The organism is Streptomyces sp. Wb2n-11 (genome assembly GCF_001049855.1).
Classification (GTDB): Bacteria; Actinomycetota; Actinomycetes; order Streptomycetales; family Streptomycetaceae; genus Streptomyces; species Streptomyces altiplanensis.
Genome location: NZ_CVPB01000001.1, coordinates 5,720,422 through 5,733,955, shown reverse-complemented (window position 1 = coordinate 5,733,955; position 13,534 = coordinate 5,720,422). Strand labels below are relative to the sequence as shown.

General features: G+C 70.0%; 12 protein-coding genes and 1 pseudogene. 6 read left to right on the top strand and 7 right to left on the bottom strand.

The genetic code is table 11. From position 1 onward, the window contains the following. Nucleotides 1-53: 53 nt before the first annotated feature. The 5 genes and pseudogenes from BN1555_RS26125 (at nt 54) to BN1555_RS26105 (ending at nt 5,074) form a co-directional block, all read left to right on the top strand. The gene (locus tag BN1555_RS26125; protein WP_176710135.1) at nt 54-896 is read left to right on the top strand and encodes a siderophore-interacting protein; all 843 of its coding nucleotides are present in this window, start codon (nt 54-56) and stop codon (nt 894-896) included. A 287-nt stretch (nt 897-1,183) separates the two neighbouring features. Beyond that, the gene (locus tag BN1555_RS26120; RefSeq protein WP_093803650.1) at nt 1,184-1,741 is read left to right on the top strand and encodes a sigma-70 family RNA polymerase sigma factor; all 558 of its coding nucleotides are present in this window, start codon (nt 1,184-1,186) and stop codon (nt 1,739-1,741) included. Continuing rightward, the gene (locus BN1555_RS26115) at nt 1,738-2,499 is read left to right on the top strand and encodes an anti-sigma factor (RefSeq protein ID WP_093801661.1); all 762 of its coding nucleotides are present in this window, start codon (nt 1,738-1,740) and stop codon (nt 2,497-2,499) included. The genes BN1555_RS26120 and BN1555_RS26115 overlap by 4 nt, the downstream gene beginning before the upstream one ends. 106 nt (nt 2,500-2,605) lie before the next feature. Continuing rightward, a pseudogene (locus BN1555_RS26110) lies at nt 2,606-3,974 on the top strand (deoxyribodipyrimidine photo-lyase). Nucleotides 3,975-4,423: 449 nt separating this feature from the next. Next, the gene (locus BN1555_RS26105) at nt 4,424-5,074 is read left to right on the top strand and encodes a fasciclin domain-containing protein (protein ID WP_093801660.1); all 651 of its coding nucleotides are present in this window, start codon (nt 4,424-4,426) and stop codon (nt 5,072-5,074) included. Between the two features lie 162 nt (nt 5,075-5,236). On the opposite strand, the gene BN1555_RS26100 is transcribed toward BN1555_RS26105, so the two are convergent. Together BN1555_RS26100 and BN1555_RS26095 are read right to left on the bottom strand one after the other, a co-directional pair. Further along, entirely contained in the window at nt 5,237-6,646 is a 1,410-nt protein-coding gene (locus BN1555_RS26100) for a cytochrome P450 (RefSeq protein WP_093801659.1), read from the bottom strand. Nucleotides 6,647-6,854: 208 nt separating this feature from the next. Further along, nucleotides 6,855-9,674: a DEAD/DEAH box helicase gene (locus tag BN1555_RS26095; protein ID WP_093801658.1), complete on the bottom strand. Its 2,820-nt coding sequence runs from the start codon at nt 9,672-9,674 to the stop codon at nt 6,855-6,857. A gap of 354 nt (nt 9,675-10,028) precedes the next feature. Between BN1555_RS26095 and BN1555_RS26090 the strand changes: the two genes are divergently transcribed. Continuing rightward, nucleotides 10,029-10,373, top strand: coding sequence for a hypothetical protein (locus BN1555_RS26090; RefSeq protein ID WP_255306166.1), 345 nt, complete (start codon nt 10,029-10,031; stop codon nt 10,371-10,373). Between the two features lie 181 nt (nt 10,374-10,554). Here the strand turns inward: BN1555_RS26090 and tatC are convergent, their stop codons facing one another. The 5 genes from tatC to BN1555_RS26065 all read right to left on the bottom strand — a co-directional run bounded on the left by tatC (nt 10,555) and on the right by BN1555_RS26065 (nt 13,522). Continuing rightward, nucleotides 10,555-11,517: a twin-arginine translocase subunit TatC gene (gene tatC / locus BN1555_RS26085; protein ID WP_093801657.1), complete on the bottom strand. Its 963-nt coding sequence runs from the start codon at nt 11,515-11,517 to the stop codon at nt 10,555-10,557. A gap of 55 nt (nt 11,518-11,572) precedes the next feature. Continuing rightward, nucleotides 11,573-11,860, bottom strand: coding sequence for a Sec-independent protein translocase subunit TatA (gene tatA, locus BN1555_RS26080; RefSeq protein ID WP_093801656.1), 288 nt, complete (start codon nt 11,858-11,860; stop codon nt 11,573-11,575). 215 nt (nt 11,861-12,075) lie between these two features. Beyond that, complete coding sequence (locus tag BN1555_RS26075) at nt 12,076-12,273, bottom strand: hypothetical protein (protein WP_093801655.1); 198 nt, start codon at nt 12,271-12,273, stop codon at nt 12,076-12,078. 17 nt (nt 12,274-12,290) lie between these two features. Further along, on the bottom strand, nt 12,291-12,545 hold the full coding sequence (locus tag BN1555_RS26070) for a hypothetical protein (RefSeq protein WP_176710134.1): 255 nt from the start codon (nt 12,543-12,545) through the stop codon (nt 12,291-12,293). Between the two features lie 14 nt (nt 12,546-12,559). Then, a complete protein-coding gene (locus BN1555_RS26065) occupies nt 12,560-13,522 on the bottom strand; it encodes a helix-turn-helix transcriptional regulator (RefSeq protein ID WP_093801653.1) in 963 nt (320 codons plus the stop codon). Between the last annotated feature and the right edge of the window lie 12 nt (nt 13,523-13,534).

Genomic DNA, 13,534 nt, shown 5'->3' with positions numbered 1-13,534 from the left:
CGCCAGGGTGTTAACTTAGGTAAGCCTAAGCATCGAAAGTCAGGGAGAGCGCCGTGGTGGAACGACCGGTCCGTAGGACACCGCAGGCCCGCGAGGCGCGGGTGGTGCGCACCGAGCGGATCACGCCGCACATGGTGCGCGTCGTCCTGGGCGGCGACGGGCTGGCCGGCTTCGCGGCCGACGAGTTCACCGACCACTACATCAAGGTGCTGTTCCCCGCGGCGGGTGTGACGTACCCGGAGCCGTTCGACATGGCCCGCATCCGGGAGGAGTTCCCGGCCGCGCAGTGGCCTGTCACCCGGACGTACACGGTGCGCGCCTGGGACGCCGTGCAGCGCGAGCTGACCGTCGACTTCGTGGTGCACGGCGACGAGGGCCTGGCCGGGCCGTGGGCGGCGCGGGTGCGGCCCGGGGAGGCGGTGCGTTTCCTCGGTCCCGGTGGTGGCTACGCGCCGGACCCGGCGGCCGACTGGCACCTGCTGGTGGGGGACGAGAGCGCGCTTCCGGCGATCGCCGCCGCTCTGGAGCGGATGCCGGAGGGCGCCGTCGTGCACGCCTTCGTCGAGGTGGCGGGCCCCGAGGAGGAGCAGAGGATCGCCGCGCCCGACGGGATGGCGGTGACCTGGCTGCACCGCGGCGGCAACCCGGTGGGCGAGACCCTGATCGCCGCCGTGCGCGGCCTCGACTTCCCCGCGGGCGACGTCCACGCCTTCGTCCACGGCGAGGCGGGTTTCGTGAAGGACCTCCGCCGCCACCTGCGCATGGACCGCGGGATCGCGCGCGAGCGGCTCTCCGTCTCGGGCTACTGGCGGCTCGGCCAGGACGACGACGCCTGGCGCGCGGTCAAGCGCGAGTGGAACGAGCAGGTCGAGCGCGAGCAGGAGCCCGCCGCCTGACCCCACTGCCTTCCCCCGGCGCGGCGGTCCGTACGGACGGATTCCCCGGTCCGTACGGACCACCGCGCCCCGGCCCCCTGCCGACACCGGTCGGCAGGGGGCCTTGCCGGTTCTCGTTGTCCTGCGGCCGGTGGAGACCGAGGCGACCAGGGGAGAGGGAACTTGCCTGCGCACCGGACCAATCCGGCGGGACGACGGCTCCGAATACGCGGTGGAGCCCGTCCCGGGCCCGGCCCGGTCCGCACCGTGGAGGAAAACCGCGTGAACGAAGTCGTGCACATCGGGGGATCACCCCGGCGCCACCCGACCTCCAGGAGTTGCTGGGGAGGGTGGCCCGCGGCGACCGGGATGCCTTCGGTCAGGTCTACGACGCGGTCTGCGGCCCCGTACTGGGCCTGGTGCGCGCGGTGCTCCGCGACCCGGCCCAGTCGGAGGAGGTCACCCAGGAGGTGCTGATCGAGGTCTGGCGGGGCGCCGCGCGCTTCCAGCCCTCCCGCGGCTCGGCCATGACGTGGGTCCTCACGCTGGCGCACCGGCGGGCGGTGGACCGGGTACGGTCCGCCCAGGCCTCGTCGGACCGCGAACGGAAGGCGGCGCTGCTGGAGCACACGCCCGCCTTCGACGAGGTGACCGAGGAGGTGGAGAGCCGGCTCGAACGGGAGCAGGTACGGCGCTGTCTGCGCACCCTCACCGAACTGCAGCGGCAGTCGGTGACGCTCGCCTACTACCGGGGACTGGCCTACCGCGAGGTGGCCGAACTGCTGGCCGTACCGCTCGGCACGGTCAAGACACGCCTGCGCGACGGACTGATCCGGCTGCGCGACTGCCTGGGGGTCGGCACATGAGCACCGCGGAGCTGCACACGCTGACCGGGGCGTACGCGCTGCACGCCCTGACGGCCGAGGAGCGCGCCGAGTTCGAGCGGCACCTCAAGGACTGCCCGTCCTGCGCGCAGGAGGTGCGTGAACTCACCGCCACCGCGGCGCGGCTGGGGCTCGCGATGACCGTGACACCCCCCGCCGTCCTCAAGGAGGAGGTGATGCGGCGGATCACCACCGAACGCCAGGACCCGCCCGAGGTTCCCCTGTCCGCCCGGGTGCCGCCCCCCGGGCGCCGGGGCCGCGCCCTGCCGCGCCTCGTGCTCGCCGCCTGCCTGGCCGCGGCCGCCGCCTTCGGCGGGGTCGCGGTGTGGCAGCACCAGGAGGCGCAGGACGCCCGGGAGCAGGCACAGCGGGCGCAGCAGCGGTCCGAAGCACTTGCCGCGGTGCTCGCCGCACCCGACGCCAAGGTCACCACGGGAAGGATCGCGGACGGCGCGACCGGCACGGTGGTCGTCTCGCGTGAGCGTGACAAGGCGGTCTTCCTCGCCTCCGGGATGCCGGAGCCGCCGCGCGGCAAGGTCTACCAGCTGTGGTTCGAAGACGGCACGATGCGGTCCGCCGGGCTCATGGACCGGTCCGCGCTCTCGGGGTCCGCGACGGCGGTACTGATGGAGGGCCCGGTCGGCACGGCCCGCGGAATGGGCATCACCGTCGAACCGGCGGGCGGCTCAACGCAGCCGACCACGGCCCCTCTGGCCCTGATGAACTTCCGGACCGCTTGAGAGCGCCGCCCGAGGACGTGCAGGGACGTGCAAGAACATGTAGGGACACAAGGCGCAGGGACACAAGGACACAAGGACGCACAGGACAAGGACAGGGAACACCCGCATGAGTGCTGTTGCCGTCGTGCTGTTCACCTCGGACCTGCGGCTGTACGACCAGCCGGTACTCCGCGCGGCGCTGCGCCGGGCCGACGAGGTGGTCCCCCTGTTCGTCCTGGACCGGGGCGTGGCCCGGTCCGGCTTCGACGTACCCAACCGCCGCGCGTTCCTGGCCGACTGCCTGGCCGACCTGGACGCCGGACTGCGGGAGCGGGGCGGACGCCTGGTGATCCGTACCGGAGACGTGGTGGAAGAGGTCGGCCGGGTGGTGGCCCGGTCCGGGGCCCGGGAGGTGCACCTGGCGGGTGGCGCGAGCCATTACGCGGCACGCAGGGAGGAACGGCTGCGTGCCGCTCTCGGGAGCGTGCGGTGCGCGCTGCACGTCCACGACGCCGTGGTCACGGCGGTTCCCCCCGGGCACGTCACGCCGGCCGGCAAGGACCACTTCGCTGTCTTCACGCCGTACTTGCGCAAGTGGGAAGCGGCCGGTGTGCGCGATGTGATGGCGGCGCCCCGGTCGGTGCGGGTTCCGGACGCGGTCACCGGCGATCCGCTGCCGTCGCCCCGGACTGTCACGGGAACGTCGCCCGGCCTCGCCAAGGGCGGTGAGAAGGAAGGCCGTGAACGGCTGCGCGCCTGGCTGGCGGACGGCATCGAAGCGTACGGGGAACGCCAGGACGACCTGTCGGGGGACGCCACTTCACGGCTCTCCGCACATCTGCACTTCGGCTCTCTCTCCGCGACCGAACTGATCCACCGCGCACGGCGCAAGGGCGGTCCGGGCGGGGACGCGTTCGTACGCCAGCTGGCCTGGCGGGACTTCCACCACCAGGTCCTCGCGGCCCGTCCCGCCGCCTCGTGGACCGACTACCGCACGCGCGGCGACCGCTGGCGTACGGACCGGCAGGAGATCGCCGCCTGGCGGGAGGGCCGCACCGGATATCCCGTGGTGGACGCCGCCATGCGCCAGCTGCTGCACGAGGGGTGGATGCACAACCGCGGCCGGCTGCTGGTGGCGAGCTTCCTGGCCAAGACGCTGTACGTCGACTGGCGTGTGGGCGCCCGGCACTTCCTGGACCTGCTGGTGGACGGAGACGTCGCCAACAACCAGCTCAACTGGCAGTGGGTGGCCGGCACCGGGACCGACACACGCCCCAACCGGCTGCTCAACCCGCTGGCGCAGGCCGCCCGCTTCGACGCCAAGGGCGACTACGTGCGGCGCTGGGTGCCCGAACTCGCCGGCATCGCGGGGGCGGCCGTCCACCGGCCGTGGACGGTGGACGGGACCGGAACGGGCCCGCATCGACTACCCGGAACCGGTCGTGGACCTCGCTGAGGGCCGCGCCCGCTTCGAGCGGGCACGCGGCCTGGGCTGACCGCGTCACACCCCCGCGCATCGGTCGTCCGTACGGGAATCAATCAGATCGGCCGAACGACCAATCCGCAGCTCCCGTGGCACCGAATACCGGGTGTGAGCAGAGATCAGGGAGCAACGGCAGCGCGGGACCGAGGCCCGCGCGGGGCAGCGCGCCCGGTGCGCGTCCGCCCTGCCGCTCCCGGCGGACTGGACTCAGGGTTCCCGGCGCTCTACGTCACCGAACTCGTCCCGGGGGCCGTACGGCCTGAAGCGGGCCCTGTCACAGCCGTCGGCAGCGCGGTCACCGACCGCACTCCCCCGGTCGCGAAGGACTGCGTCGTACGGACCTCCCGGACCGCCGGCGAACCGGTGCTCCGCCCCGGCACTGCGCGCCCCCGCCCCTCTTCACGCCGTTTTCTTCCTCACCCCCTCTTCGTACGTAGTACGTATCCCTTGAAGGAGCACACCATGAACACCTCCCGCTTCCAGCGCATCGCCGTCGTCGTCGCCGGTGCGGCGCTGCTGCCCCTTTCGCTGACCGCGTGCTCCAGCGACGACGGCAAGGACAGTGACGCCGCCTCGCCGACCGTGGAGCAGACCTCCGACGCGTCGGACTCCGCGGCGGGCAGCAACGCGTCGACCATGGACCAGCCGTTCGGCCCCGCCTGTGCGACGGTCCCGAAGGACGGCGCGGGCAGCTTCGAGGGCATGGCCAAGGACCCGGTGGCGACGGCCGCGTCGAACAACCCGGCGCTGTCCACCCTGGTGAGCGCGGTGAAGAAGGCCGGCCTGGTCGACACGCTCAACAACGCCGAGAACCTCACGGTGTTCGCGCCCACCAACGACGCCTTCGCGAAGATCCCCAAGGCCGACCTCGACAAGGTCCTCAACGACAAGGACACCCTCACCAAGATCCTGACCTACCACGTCGTGGGCGAGAAGCTCACCTCGAAGCAGCTCGGGAACGGCTCCTACGACACGCTTCAGAAGAGCAAGCTGACCACCGCCGGCTCCGGCGAGTCCTACAAGGTCAACGACTCCGCGAACGTCGTCTGCGGCAACGTCCCCACCGCCAACGCCACCGTCTTCATCATCGACAGCGTCCTGATGCCCAAGTAAACCGGCAGCAGGAAGGCTCGGGTGCGTCACGCCGTCCGGGCACCCTGTCTCCTGTGTCCGTTCCTGTTCCCGGCAGGAACGGACACAGGACCCGGCGCTCATCCGCCGCCTTCAAGTCGCCGTACCGCGACACGAGGTAACACGGGACAGTGGCCCGCCCGCCTACCGGGCCCGGACCGTGGCCAGCACCTCCCGGTCCGGCTGAAGCGTGAGCGCCGGCACCGGGCGTATCTCGCCGGGGTCGACATCCAGGTCGAAGCGCCGCGCCAGCACGGCCAGTACCAGCACGGCCTCGACCATGGCGAACCGCGCCCCGAGGCACGCCCGGGGCCCGCCCCCGAACGGAAACCACGCGTACTCCGGTATCCGGTCGCCGCCATCGGGGCCCCACCGCTCGGGCCGGAACTCCTCCGGTTCCGGGAACCACCGGGCGTCCCGGTGAGTGGCCCACTGGCTGCTCCACACCCGCGTCCCCGGAAGCAGCGGCAGCCCGCCGATCCGCGCGCCCTCCTTGGCGACCCCGGTGAGAAGCCAGATCGTCGGATAGAGCCGCAGCGTCTCCTTCACCACCGCTTGCGCGTAGGTCAGTTGCGCGTAGTCGTCGAAGCCCGGCTCGCGGTCACCGAGCACCCGGTCCAGTTCGCCGGCGAGAGCTTCCCGCACCCCGGGACTGCGCGCGAGCAGGTACCAGGCCCACACCAGCGTGCTGCTGGTCGTCTCGTGCCCTCCGATGTACAGGGTGACCGTCTCGTCGCGTATCTCCTCGTCCGAAAGGCGCGCCCCGGTCCCGTCCCGCGCGGCGAGCAGCCGGCTCAGCAGATCGGGGCGCTGCCCGTCGCCCTGCCGTTGTTCCGCGACGACCCGGGCGACCTCCGCGTCGATGACCGCGGCGGCCCGCCTGATCCGGGACCGCCCGCGCGTCGGCACCCAGTCCGGCAGCAGCGCCCCGATGCCGCTGAACTCCGCGCCTATCTCCCGCTGCGCGACATCCATCGCCCGCCCGATCGCCCCGGCGTCGGCGTCGGTGTCCGCGCCGAAGATGGTGCGGACCGCGATCCGCTGCGTGAGAGCCGCCATCTCCCGCTTGATGTCGATCCGTTCACCGTCCGACCACCGGTCGGCGAGCTCCCTCGCGCACCCCGCCATCGTGGAGGCGTACGACCGCACCTGCTTGGGCCGCACCGACGGCTGCACCAGCGACCTCTTCCGCCGCCAGTCCGGCCTCCGGGCCACCACCACCCCGTTGCCCATGACGGTACGGAACGCGATCCCGAGGTCCGGCTGGTCGAAGGTCCGCTCCGTCTCCGTCATCAGCTCGCCGATGTGCCGCGGATCGGCCAGGAACAGCGACGGCGTGGGCCCGAACCGCCAGCGCACCATGTCGCCACGCGTCCGCAGCCTTTCGAAGAAGGCGAGCGGATCCTTCCCGAACTGCGGCAGATTGCCGAGGACCGGCACCCCGCGCGGCCCCTCCACGGTCGACACGGCCTTCTCCCGCCCCGGCCCCCGCCGCTGGGTCGGCCCCTGCCCCCGCTCCCGCGCGTCGGCGGCCGCACCCGTGCCCTTGGTCATGACGGTCTCCCCTGTTCGGACGGCGCGCGTCGTGTCGTGCGCTGTGCATGACCCCATGGAAGCGCACAGCTCCGACACCGCACCACCCCTGTGGATAACTCCCAACCACACGCCTCACAAGCCACGTTGGCCCCATACGCACGAATGCGCCGCCCCCCTCAAGAGGAGCGGCGCACCATGGCGGAGACAGACCGACCGGACGGGGCCGTCAGCCCACCGACGAGTACGCGACAACGCCCCGCAGCACGGCGTCCACCGCCTTGCGCGCGTTCTTCGTGACCGTACTGCCTTCGGCCGAGGACGGCGCGGCCGCCGCGATCTGCCCCAGGACGTCGATGACCTGCTTGCACCAGCGGACGAAGTCGCCCGCAGGCATCTCCGCCTCGCGCAGCACCTCGTCGAGCCCCTTGCCGGAGGCCCACATGAACACCGCCCAGGCGAAGCCGAGATCGGGCTCGCGCTGCCCGACCCCCTCCGCCTGATTGATCTTGAAGTCCTCCTCCAGGGCGTCGAGCCTGCCCCAGATGCGGACCATCTCGCCCAGCGCGTTCTTCGCCGCCCCACTGGGCACCTTCGGTGCGACCGCGTCGTCAGCCTGACGCGCCTCGAAGACCAACGCCGAGACACAGGCGGCCAGTTCGGCCGGATTCAGCCCTTCCCACACGCCCTCGCGCAGGCACTCGGACGCCAGCAGGTCGAGTTCGCCGTAGAGCCGGGCGAGCCGCTTGCCGTGCTCGGTGGCCGCGTCGCCACGCAGATAGTCGAGCTCGGTCAGCAGCGCGTAGATCCGGTCGAAGGTACGGGCGATGGTGTTCGTCCGTCCCTCGATGCGCCGCTCCAGCTGCTTGGTGTCGCGCTGGAGCCGGTGGTAGCGCTCGGCCCAGCGGGCGTGGTCCTCGCGCTCGTCGCAGCCGTGGCACGGGTGCGCGCGCAGCGCGGCGCGCAGTCGCGCGATCTCACGGTCGTCGGCCGCCACCGCGCGCTGCTTGCGGTGCCGCTCCGGCGCGATGTGCCCGGCCTTGGTCCGCAGCGCGGAAGCCAGGTCACGGCGCGACTGCGGACTGCGCGCGTTGAAGGACTTCGGAATCCGCATCCGCTCCAGCGCCTCCACCGGCACCGGGAAGTCGATCGACGCGAGCCGCTTGACCTGCCGCTCGGCGGTCAGCACCAGGGGCCGCGGTCCGTCGTGCTGATCGAATCCGCGGTGCCCGTTGGCACGCCCGGCGGGCAGCCCCGGGTCCAGCACCAGCGCCAGTCCCGCGAACTTGCCGGTGGGCACATGGATGACATCACCGGGCTTGAGCTTCTCCAGCGACGCGGCCGCCGCGGCCCGCCGCTGCGTGGCGCCCTGTTTGGCCAGCTCGGTCTCGCGGTCCTTGAGCTCACGGCGCAGCCGCGCGTACTCCTCGAAGTCTCCGAGGTGGCAGGTCATGCCCTCCCGGTAACCCTGGATGCCCTCTTCGTTCCGCTGGACCTGCTTCGAGATCCCGACGACCGACTTGTCGGCCTGGAACTGCGCGAAGGAGGTCTCCAGCAGCTCGCGCGAGCGGTGCCGCCCGAACTGCTGCACCAGGTTGACCGCCATGTTGTACGACGGCTTGAAGCTGGAGCGCAGCGGGTACGTCCGCGTCCCGGCCAGTCCCGCGAGCGCGCCCGGGTCCATGCCGCGCTGCCACAGGACGACCGCGTGCCCCTCGACGTCGATGCCGCGCCGCCCGGCCCGGCCGGTCAGCTGGGTGTACTCGCCGGGGGTGATGTCGGCGTGCTGTTCGCCGTTCCACTTGACCAGCTTCTCCAGCACCACCGAGCGGGCCGGCATGTTGATGCCGAGCGCCAGCGTCTCGGTCGCGAAGACCGCCTTGACCAGCCCTCGCACGAACAGCTCTTCGACGACCTCCTTGAAGGTCGGCAGCATGCCTGCGTGGTGCGCGGCGATGCCCCGCTCCAGGCCTTCGAGCCATTCGTAGTACCCGAGGACGTTCAGGTCCTCGCCCGGGATGGACGCCGTCCGCTCCTCGACGATCTCGCGCACCAGCTCGCGCTCGTCCTGGTCGTTGAGGCGCAGGCCCGCGTACAGACACTGCTGTACGGCGGCCTCGCAGCCGGCCCGGCTGAAGATGAACGTGATCGCGGGCAGCAGCCCCGCGCTGTCAAGCCGCTCGATGACCTCGGGCCTGGCGGGCGTCCAGATGCGGCTGCGCTGCCTGCGCTCCCGCTCCCGGTCCGCCTCCCGCATGTTCCCGCGGCCGCGGCCGCGGGCGAACGGGCTGCTGTTCTCCATCCGCGCCAGGCGCACCAGGTCGGGGTTGACCTCGCGCCTGCCGCCCCTGCCGTCGTCGGACTCCTCGAAGAGGTCGTACATCTTGCGCCCGGCGAGCACGTGCTGCCACAGCGGCACGGGCCGGTGCTCGGAGACGATCACCTCGGTGTCACCGCGGACGGTGTCCAGCCAGTCGCCGAACTCCTCCGCGTTGGAGACGGTCGCCGACAGCGACACCAGCGTCACCGACTCGGGGAGGTGGATGATCACCTCTTCCCAGACGGCGCCGCGGAAGCGGTCGGAGAGGTAGTGCACCTCGTCCATCACCACATAGGCGAGCCCGCGCAGCGCCTGCGAGCCCGCGTACAGCATGTTCCGCAGGACCTCGGTGGTCATGACGATCACCGGGGCGTCGGCGTTGACGCTGTTGTCGCCGGTCAGCAGCCCGACCTTGTCGGCGCCGTAGCGCCTGACCAGGTCCTGGTACTTCTGGTTGGACAGCGCCTTGATGGGCGTGGTGTAGAAGCACTTGCGGCGCTCGGCGAGGGCCAGGTGCACGGCGAACTCGCCGACGATGGTCTTGCCCGAGCCGGTCGGGGCGGCCACGAGCACGCCCTTGCCGGCCTCAAGGGCTTTGCATGCCTCGATCTGGAACGGATCCAGCTCGAAGTCGTACAGCTCACGGAAAGGCGCAAGCGCGGTGGCCTGCTCGGCGGCGCGGATCCGGGCAGCGGCGTATCGCTCAGCTGGGGAAAGGTCCTCTGTCATCTTGTCTTCGAGCCTACCCGCCACGTATGACAGTCAGCCGGATCTTTAATCGACAACCGCGGGACCACGGAGCACCTGGCAGCTCCCTCGGGTGGGATTGACGGAGAGGATGACCTCGTCGGTCACCCGGCAGACACCCTGCACGCACGGGCGGCATTTCCGTAACTCCAGAAGCTGAAGGCTCCTTCACCTGCCCGTCAACACCTCTTGACGAGCGCACATCAGGAGGGTGTGTACGGAAAGCAATATACTGATCACACGGCGTTGTGCCGCCCTTCGCGTCGGGGATATCTGAAGATTCGAGCCAGTCGTATCGCTACACCGGCCGCCGCCGTCGCTCTCGCCCTTACAGACATGGCCGCAATGCCAACCCCCGCAGTAGCCGCAGCCGCGACCAAGTGCACCGGTGAGCAGCACAAAGAGGTCGACACGATCGGACCCAACCTCGACCTCTGCATCACACTCTGTGTTACGCGCGACAACTCGAACAACCTGAAGGCGCACACGAAGGTCCGCTGGTCCGACGATGGCGGCGGGGCCAGCGCCGGTATGGAAAAGATTGATGTCGAGCTGCACCTTCAGCGCAACGACTCGGATTACCGAATCAAAACATACAACTACGCGGCAGCCACCAACATGTCCAAGCGCGGAAATATCACTCACTCGACGGACTCATACCACAGCAGCACCGGTGGGTAGACCGTCGACGCCAAGGCTGGTGCAACATCAATAACGATGGCGCCGCCGGTGACATGACATGGCCATTGGGCGGTACGTCCTCCATCTGATCCTTCTACACAGCAGAAGGCCCACCAGTCTTACTGGTGGGCCTTCTTTTCGTCGGTGTCGGCGCCGGGGCATCATTCAAGGGCCGTGTGTATCAGGTTGCGTCGTCGTAGCCATTCAACCTGGTCATCTGCACTCCCTCTCCCGCCTCGCTCGCCTGTTCGGGGAGCGCCTTGGCAACCGGAACGGCATCGATCTCACCGATGTCTTCAGGGGTGAGATCGAGCTCGGAGGCCTCGTTGTCGCTCAAGTCACGGTCAGGGTTGCTGAGCGACCGACGCCGGTCGTTGAGGAGAGAGAAGCCGACCGCGACGAAGTAGAGGACAGCCAGCGGTCCCGCCAGCAGCAGCATGGAAATGGGTTCACCGCCCGGGGTGGCAATGGCCGAAAAGGCAGTGAGGCCAATGAGCATTGCACGCCACCAGTGCAGCATGCGTACTCCGCTGAGAACCCCGGTGATGTTGAGCAGGATAAGCAGGAGCGGCAACTCGAACGCCAACCCGAAAACGATCACCATGCGGGTGATCAAGTCAAGGTAGTCGTCGAGCGGCAGCAGGTTCTGAGCGTCGTCGGGCGTGAAGCTGAGCATGATCTCAGCGGTCTGCGGGAGGATCGCGTACGCGAGGTAAGCGCCGCCGGCGAAGAGAGGGACCCCCGCCGCAACGAAGGCCATCGAGTAGCGCTTCTCCGTGCGGTGCAGACCCGGTGCGACAAATGCCCAGAGCTGGTAGAGCCACACCGGAGTGGCGACCAGCACGCCCGCCATGAGCGAAACCTTGAGCGCGATAGTGAAGGGCGACAGCAAGCCATTGGTGGTCATCGACGCGCACGGCCTGCCGTTGACCATGGTCGTAGCGCCGTCCACGCAACCTACCGAAGACAGGATCGGCTGCATCAGGAACCGGAAGATTTCCCGCTGGTAAAAGGCTGCGACTACCACCGCGATCACGATGGCCAGCACAGACTTCAGCAGTCGGTTACGCAGCTCACGCAGGTGCTCGGCCAGGGGCATACGCCCCTCATCATCCTTGACCTGCTTGCGGGCAGACTTGAGCAACCCACGCCCCTTGTCTCGTGCGGCAGCTGTCAGTGAACGAGGTCGGTCGACCTCATCAGCTCTGGGTGGTGTGACTCGGGTCGTTCACCGGGCGGGCGCTGGTCACGTCGCCGGGCGCAGCCTTGATCGTACGCGGCGCCGCTACCTGGGAGTCGGGCGTGGTGGGGGTGGCAGAGTCAGCCGCAGCCTCGTCGTCCTTCTTCATCGCCTTGGCCTCGCTCTTAAGGATGCGAGCGGACTTGCCGAGCGAACGCGCCATGTCGGGAAGCTTCTTGGCGCCGAACAGCAACAGAATGACGGCGAGGATCAGAACGATCTCGAGGGGCTTCAAATTGCCGATCATGTGCGACTTCCTTCTCACCGAGGCGGCTGGGGTGGAGCTGCGGGCTGTCCTTCCGGTTGGACAGGCGTCCGCCCTTCGTACTGGAAGCGATCGTAACCCGTAGGAGTAAACGCAGGGCAATGCCCATGCGTACTTCGAATTGCGGCCCGCGCCTCGCTCATGGAGCCGCTCCACCAGCGTACGCCCCGGCCGATCACCGGTGGAGACCGCGCTTCCTACCGCCAGGATTCGCCACTGCGCGCCAGGTTCCCGGCCGCGCGCTCCAGGTTTTCCGCGGCTGCGTTGATCTCCGCCGAGGTGTCGGCGACCTGGCGGCCCAGGCGCTGGACCTCCAGGAACACCCTGACCGCCAGGACGCCGAGTACGGCGAGACCACAGAAACCAAGAGCGATTGCGAGCATGGGCCAGAGCATGCGCAGAGCCTAGACGGTCAGACGGTGGAGTGGAGTCGCAGCGTCCGCACGCCGCCACCGGTGAGGAGCTCGACGATCCGCTCACCCGCCGGCTTGCGGACCGCAGCCTCGCACTCGGGGCAGGTGAAGGAGTAGAAGGTCGTACGGCGGCTGGCGCCGATCGCGAGGCGCAGTGAACCCGCGGACAGTTCGAAGCGGGCGCCGCAGTCGGGGCAGCCGGCCTTGAAGAGGACCGGCCCCACCTGGGTGGGGATACCGGGCAGTAGCGACATGTCCACCAATCTCCTTACGCCTGGCCGGGACCCTCGTACGCCGCGAGCGCCTCACGGGCCGCCTCCCGCGCGCTGGCCGCAAGCTCCGGGGGCGACACGATGTGCCCGTCCCCGCCGAGGCGCAGCGCCAGCCGTCGCAGCGAGGCCGGTTCCGGTGTGCGCAGGGTGATCCGCAGACCGCCGTCGGGCAGCTCTTCCGCGCTGTCGTGCGGGTAGTACTCGGCGACCCAGCGGCCACCGGGCCCGACCTCCACCACGACCTCGGGGTCGTCCGCCGAAGGCTGGACCAGCCCCTCCGACAGGTCCCGCAGCTCGATCTCCGGCGGTACGGACGGCTCGTCGAGCAGTCTGATCTCGGCGACCCGGTCGAGCCGGAACGTACGCCGCGCCTCGGAGTGCCTGCACCAGGCCTCCATGTACGTGTGGCCCACGGCGAAGAGCCGGATCGGGTCCACCTCGCGCTCGGTGAGCTCGTCGCGCGCCGGAGAGTAGTAGCGCAGCCACAGCCGGCGCCGCTCCGAGATCGCCCGGTCGACCTCGGCGAAGACGCCCCCCTCGGACTCGAAGGTCACCGACAGCCTGGAGCTGGCGCCCGCCGCCTCGCCCGCGGCGGCCTCCAGCTTCGCCGTGGCACGCAGCAGCGCCTGCCGGTCGCCCTCGCGCAGGCCGGGAAGGGTGGAGACGGCGCGGGCGGCGACGAGCAGGGCGGTGGCCTCGTCGGCGGCGAGCCGCAGCGGCTCGGCGACGTCGTCGGGGTTGTGCCACCAGATCCGGTCGCCGTCGGTGTCGATGTCGAGCAGGTCGCCGCCCCGGAAGCTCGTTCCGCACATGGGCAGGACGTCGAGGTCGGAGATCAGCTCGTCCTCGGTGATCCCGAAGGCGCGGGCGACATCACTGACGTGCGCGCCGGGGCGCTCGCGCAGGTACGTCACCAGGGAGAGCATCCGCCGGGTCTGGTCGATCGCGTTCGTGACCATGAGTCGTGGTCC

Coding starts and splice junctions, on each gene's coding strand:
- BN1555_RS26115 (WP_093801661.1), top strand. CDS start 1,738: ATGAGCACCGCGGAGCTGCACACGCTGACCGGGGCGTACGCGCTGCAC.
- BN1555_RS26105 (WP_093801660.1), top strand. CDS start 4,424: ATGAACACCTCCCGCTTCCAGCGCATCGCCGTCGTCGTCGCCGGTGCG.
- BN1555_RS26100 (WP_093801659.1), bottom strand. CDS start 6,646: ATGACCAAGGGCACGGGTGCGGCCGCCGACGCGCGGGAGCGGGGGCAG.
- BN1555_RS26095 (WP_093801658.1), bottom strand. CDS start 9,674: ATGACAGAGGACCTTTCCCCAGCTGAGCGATACGCCGCTGCCCGGATC.
- BN1555_RS26090 (WP_255306166.1), top strand. CDS start 10,029: ATGGCCGCAATGCCAACCCCCGCAGTAGCCGCAGCCGCGACCAAGTGC.
- tatA (WP_093801656.1), bottom strand. CDS start 11,860: ATGATCGGCAATTTGAAGCCCCTCGAGATCGTTCTGATCCTCGCCGTC.
- BN1555_RS26075 (WP_093801655.1), bottom strand. CDS start 12,273: ATGCTCTGGCCCATGCTCGCAATCGCTCTTGGTTTCTGTGGTCTCGCC.
- BN1555_RS26070 (WP_176710134.1), bottom strand. CDS start 12,545: ATGTCGCTACTGCCCGGTATCCCCACCCAGGTGGGGCCGGTCCTCTTC.
- BN1555_RS26065 (WP_093801653.1), bottom strand. CDS start 13,522: ATGGTCACGAACGCGATCGACCAGACCCGGCGGATGCTCTCCCTGGTG.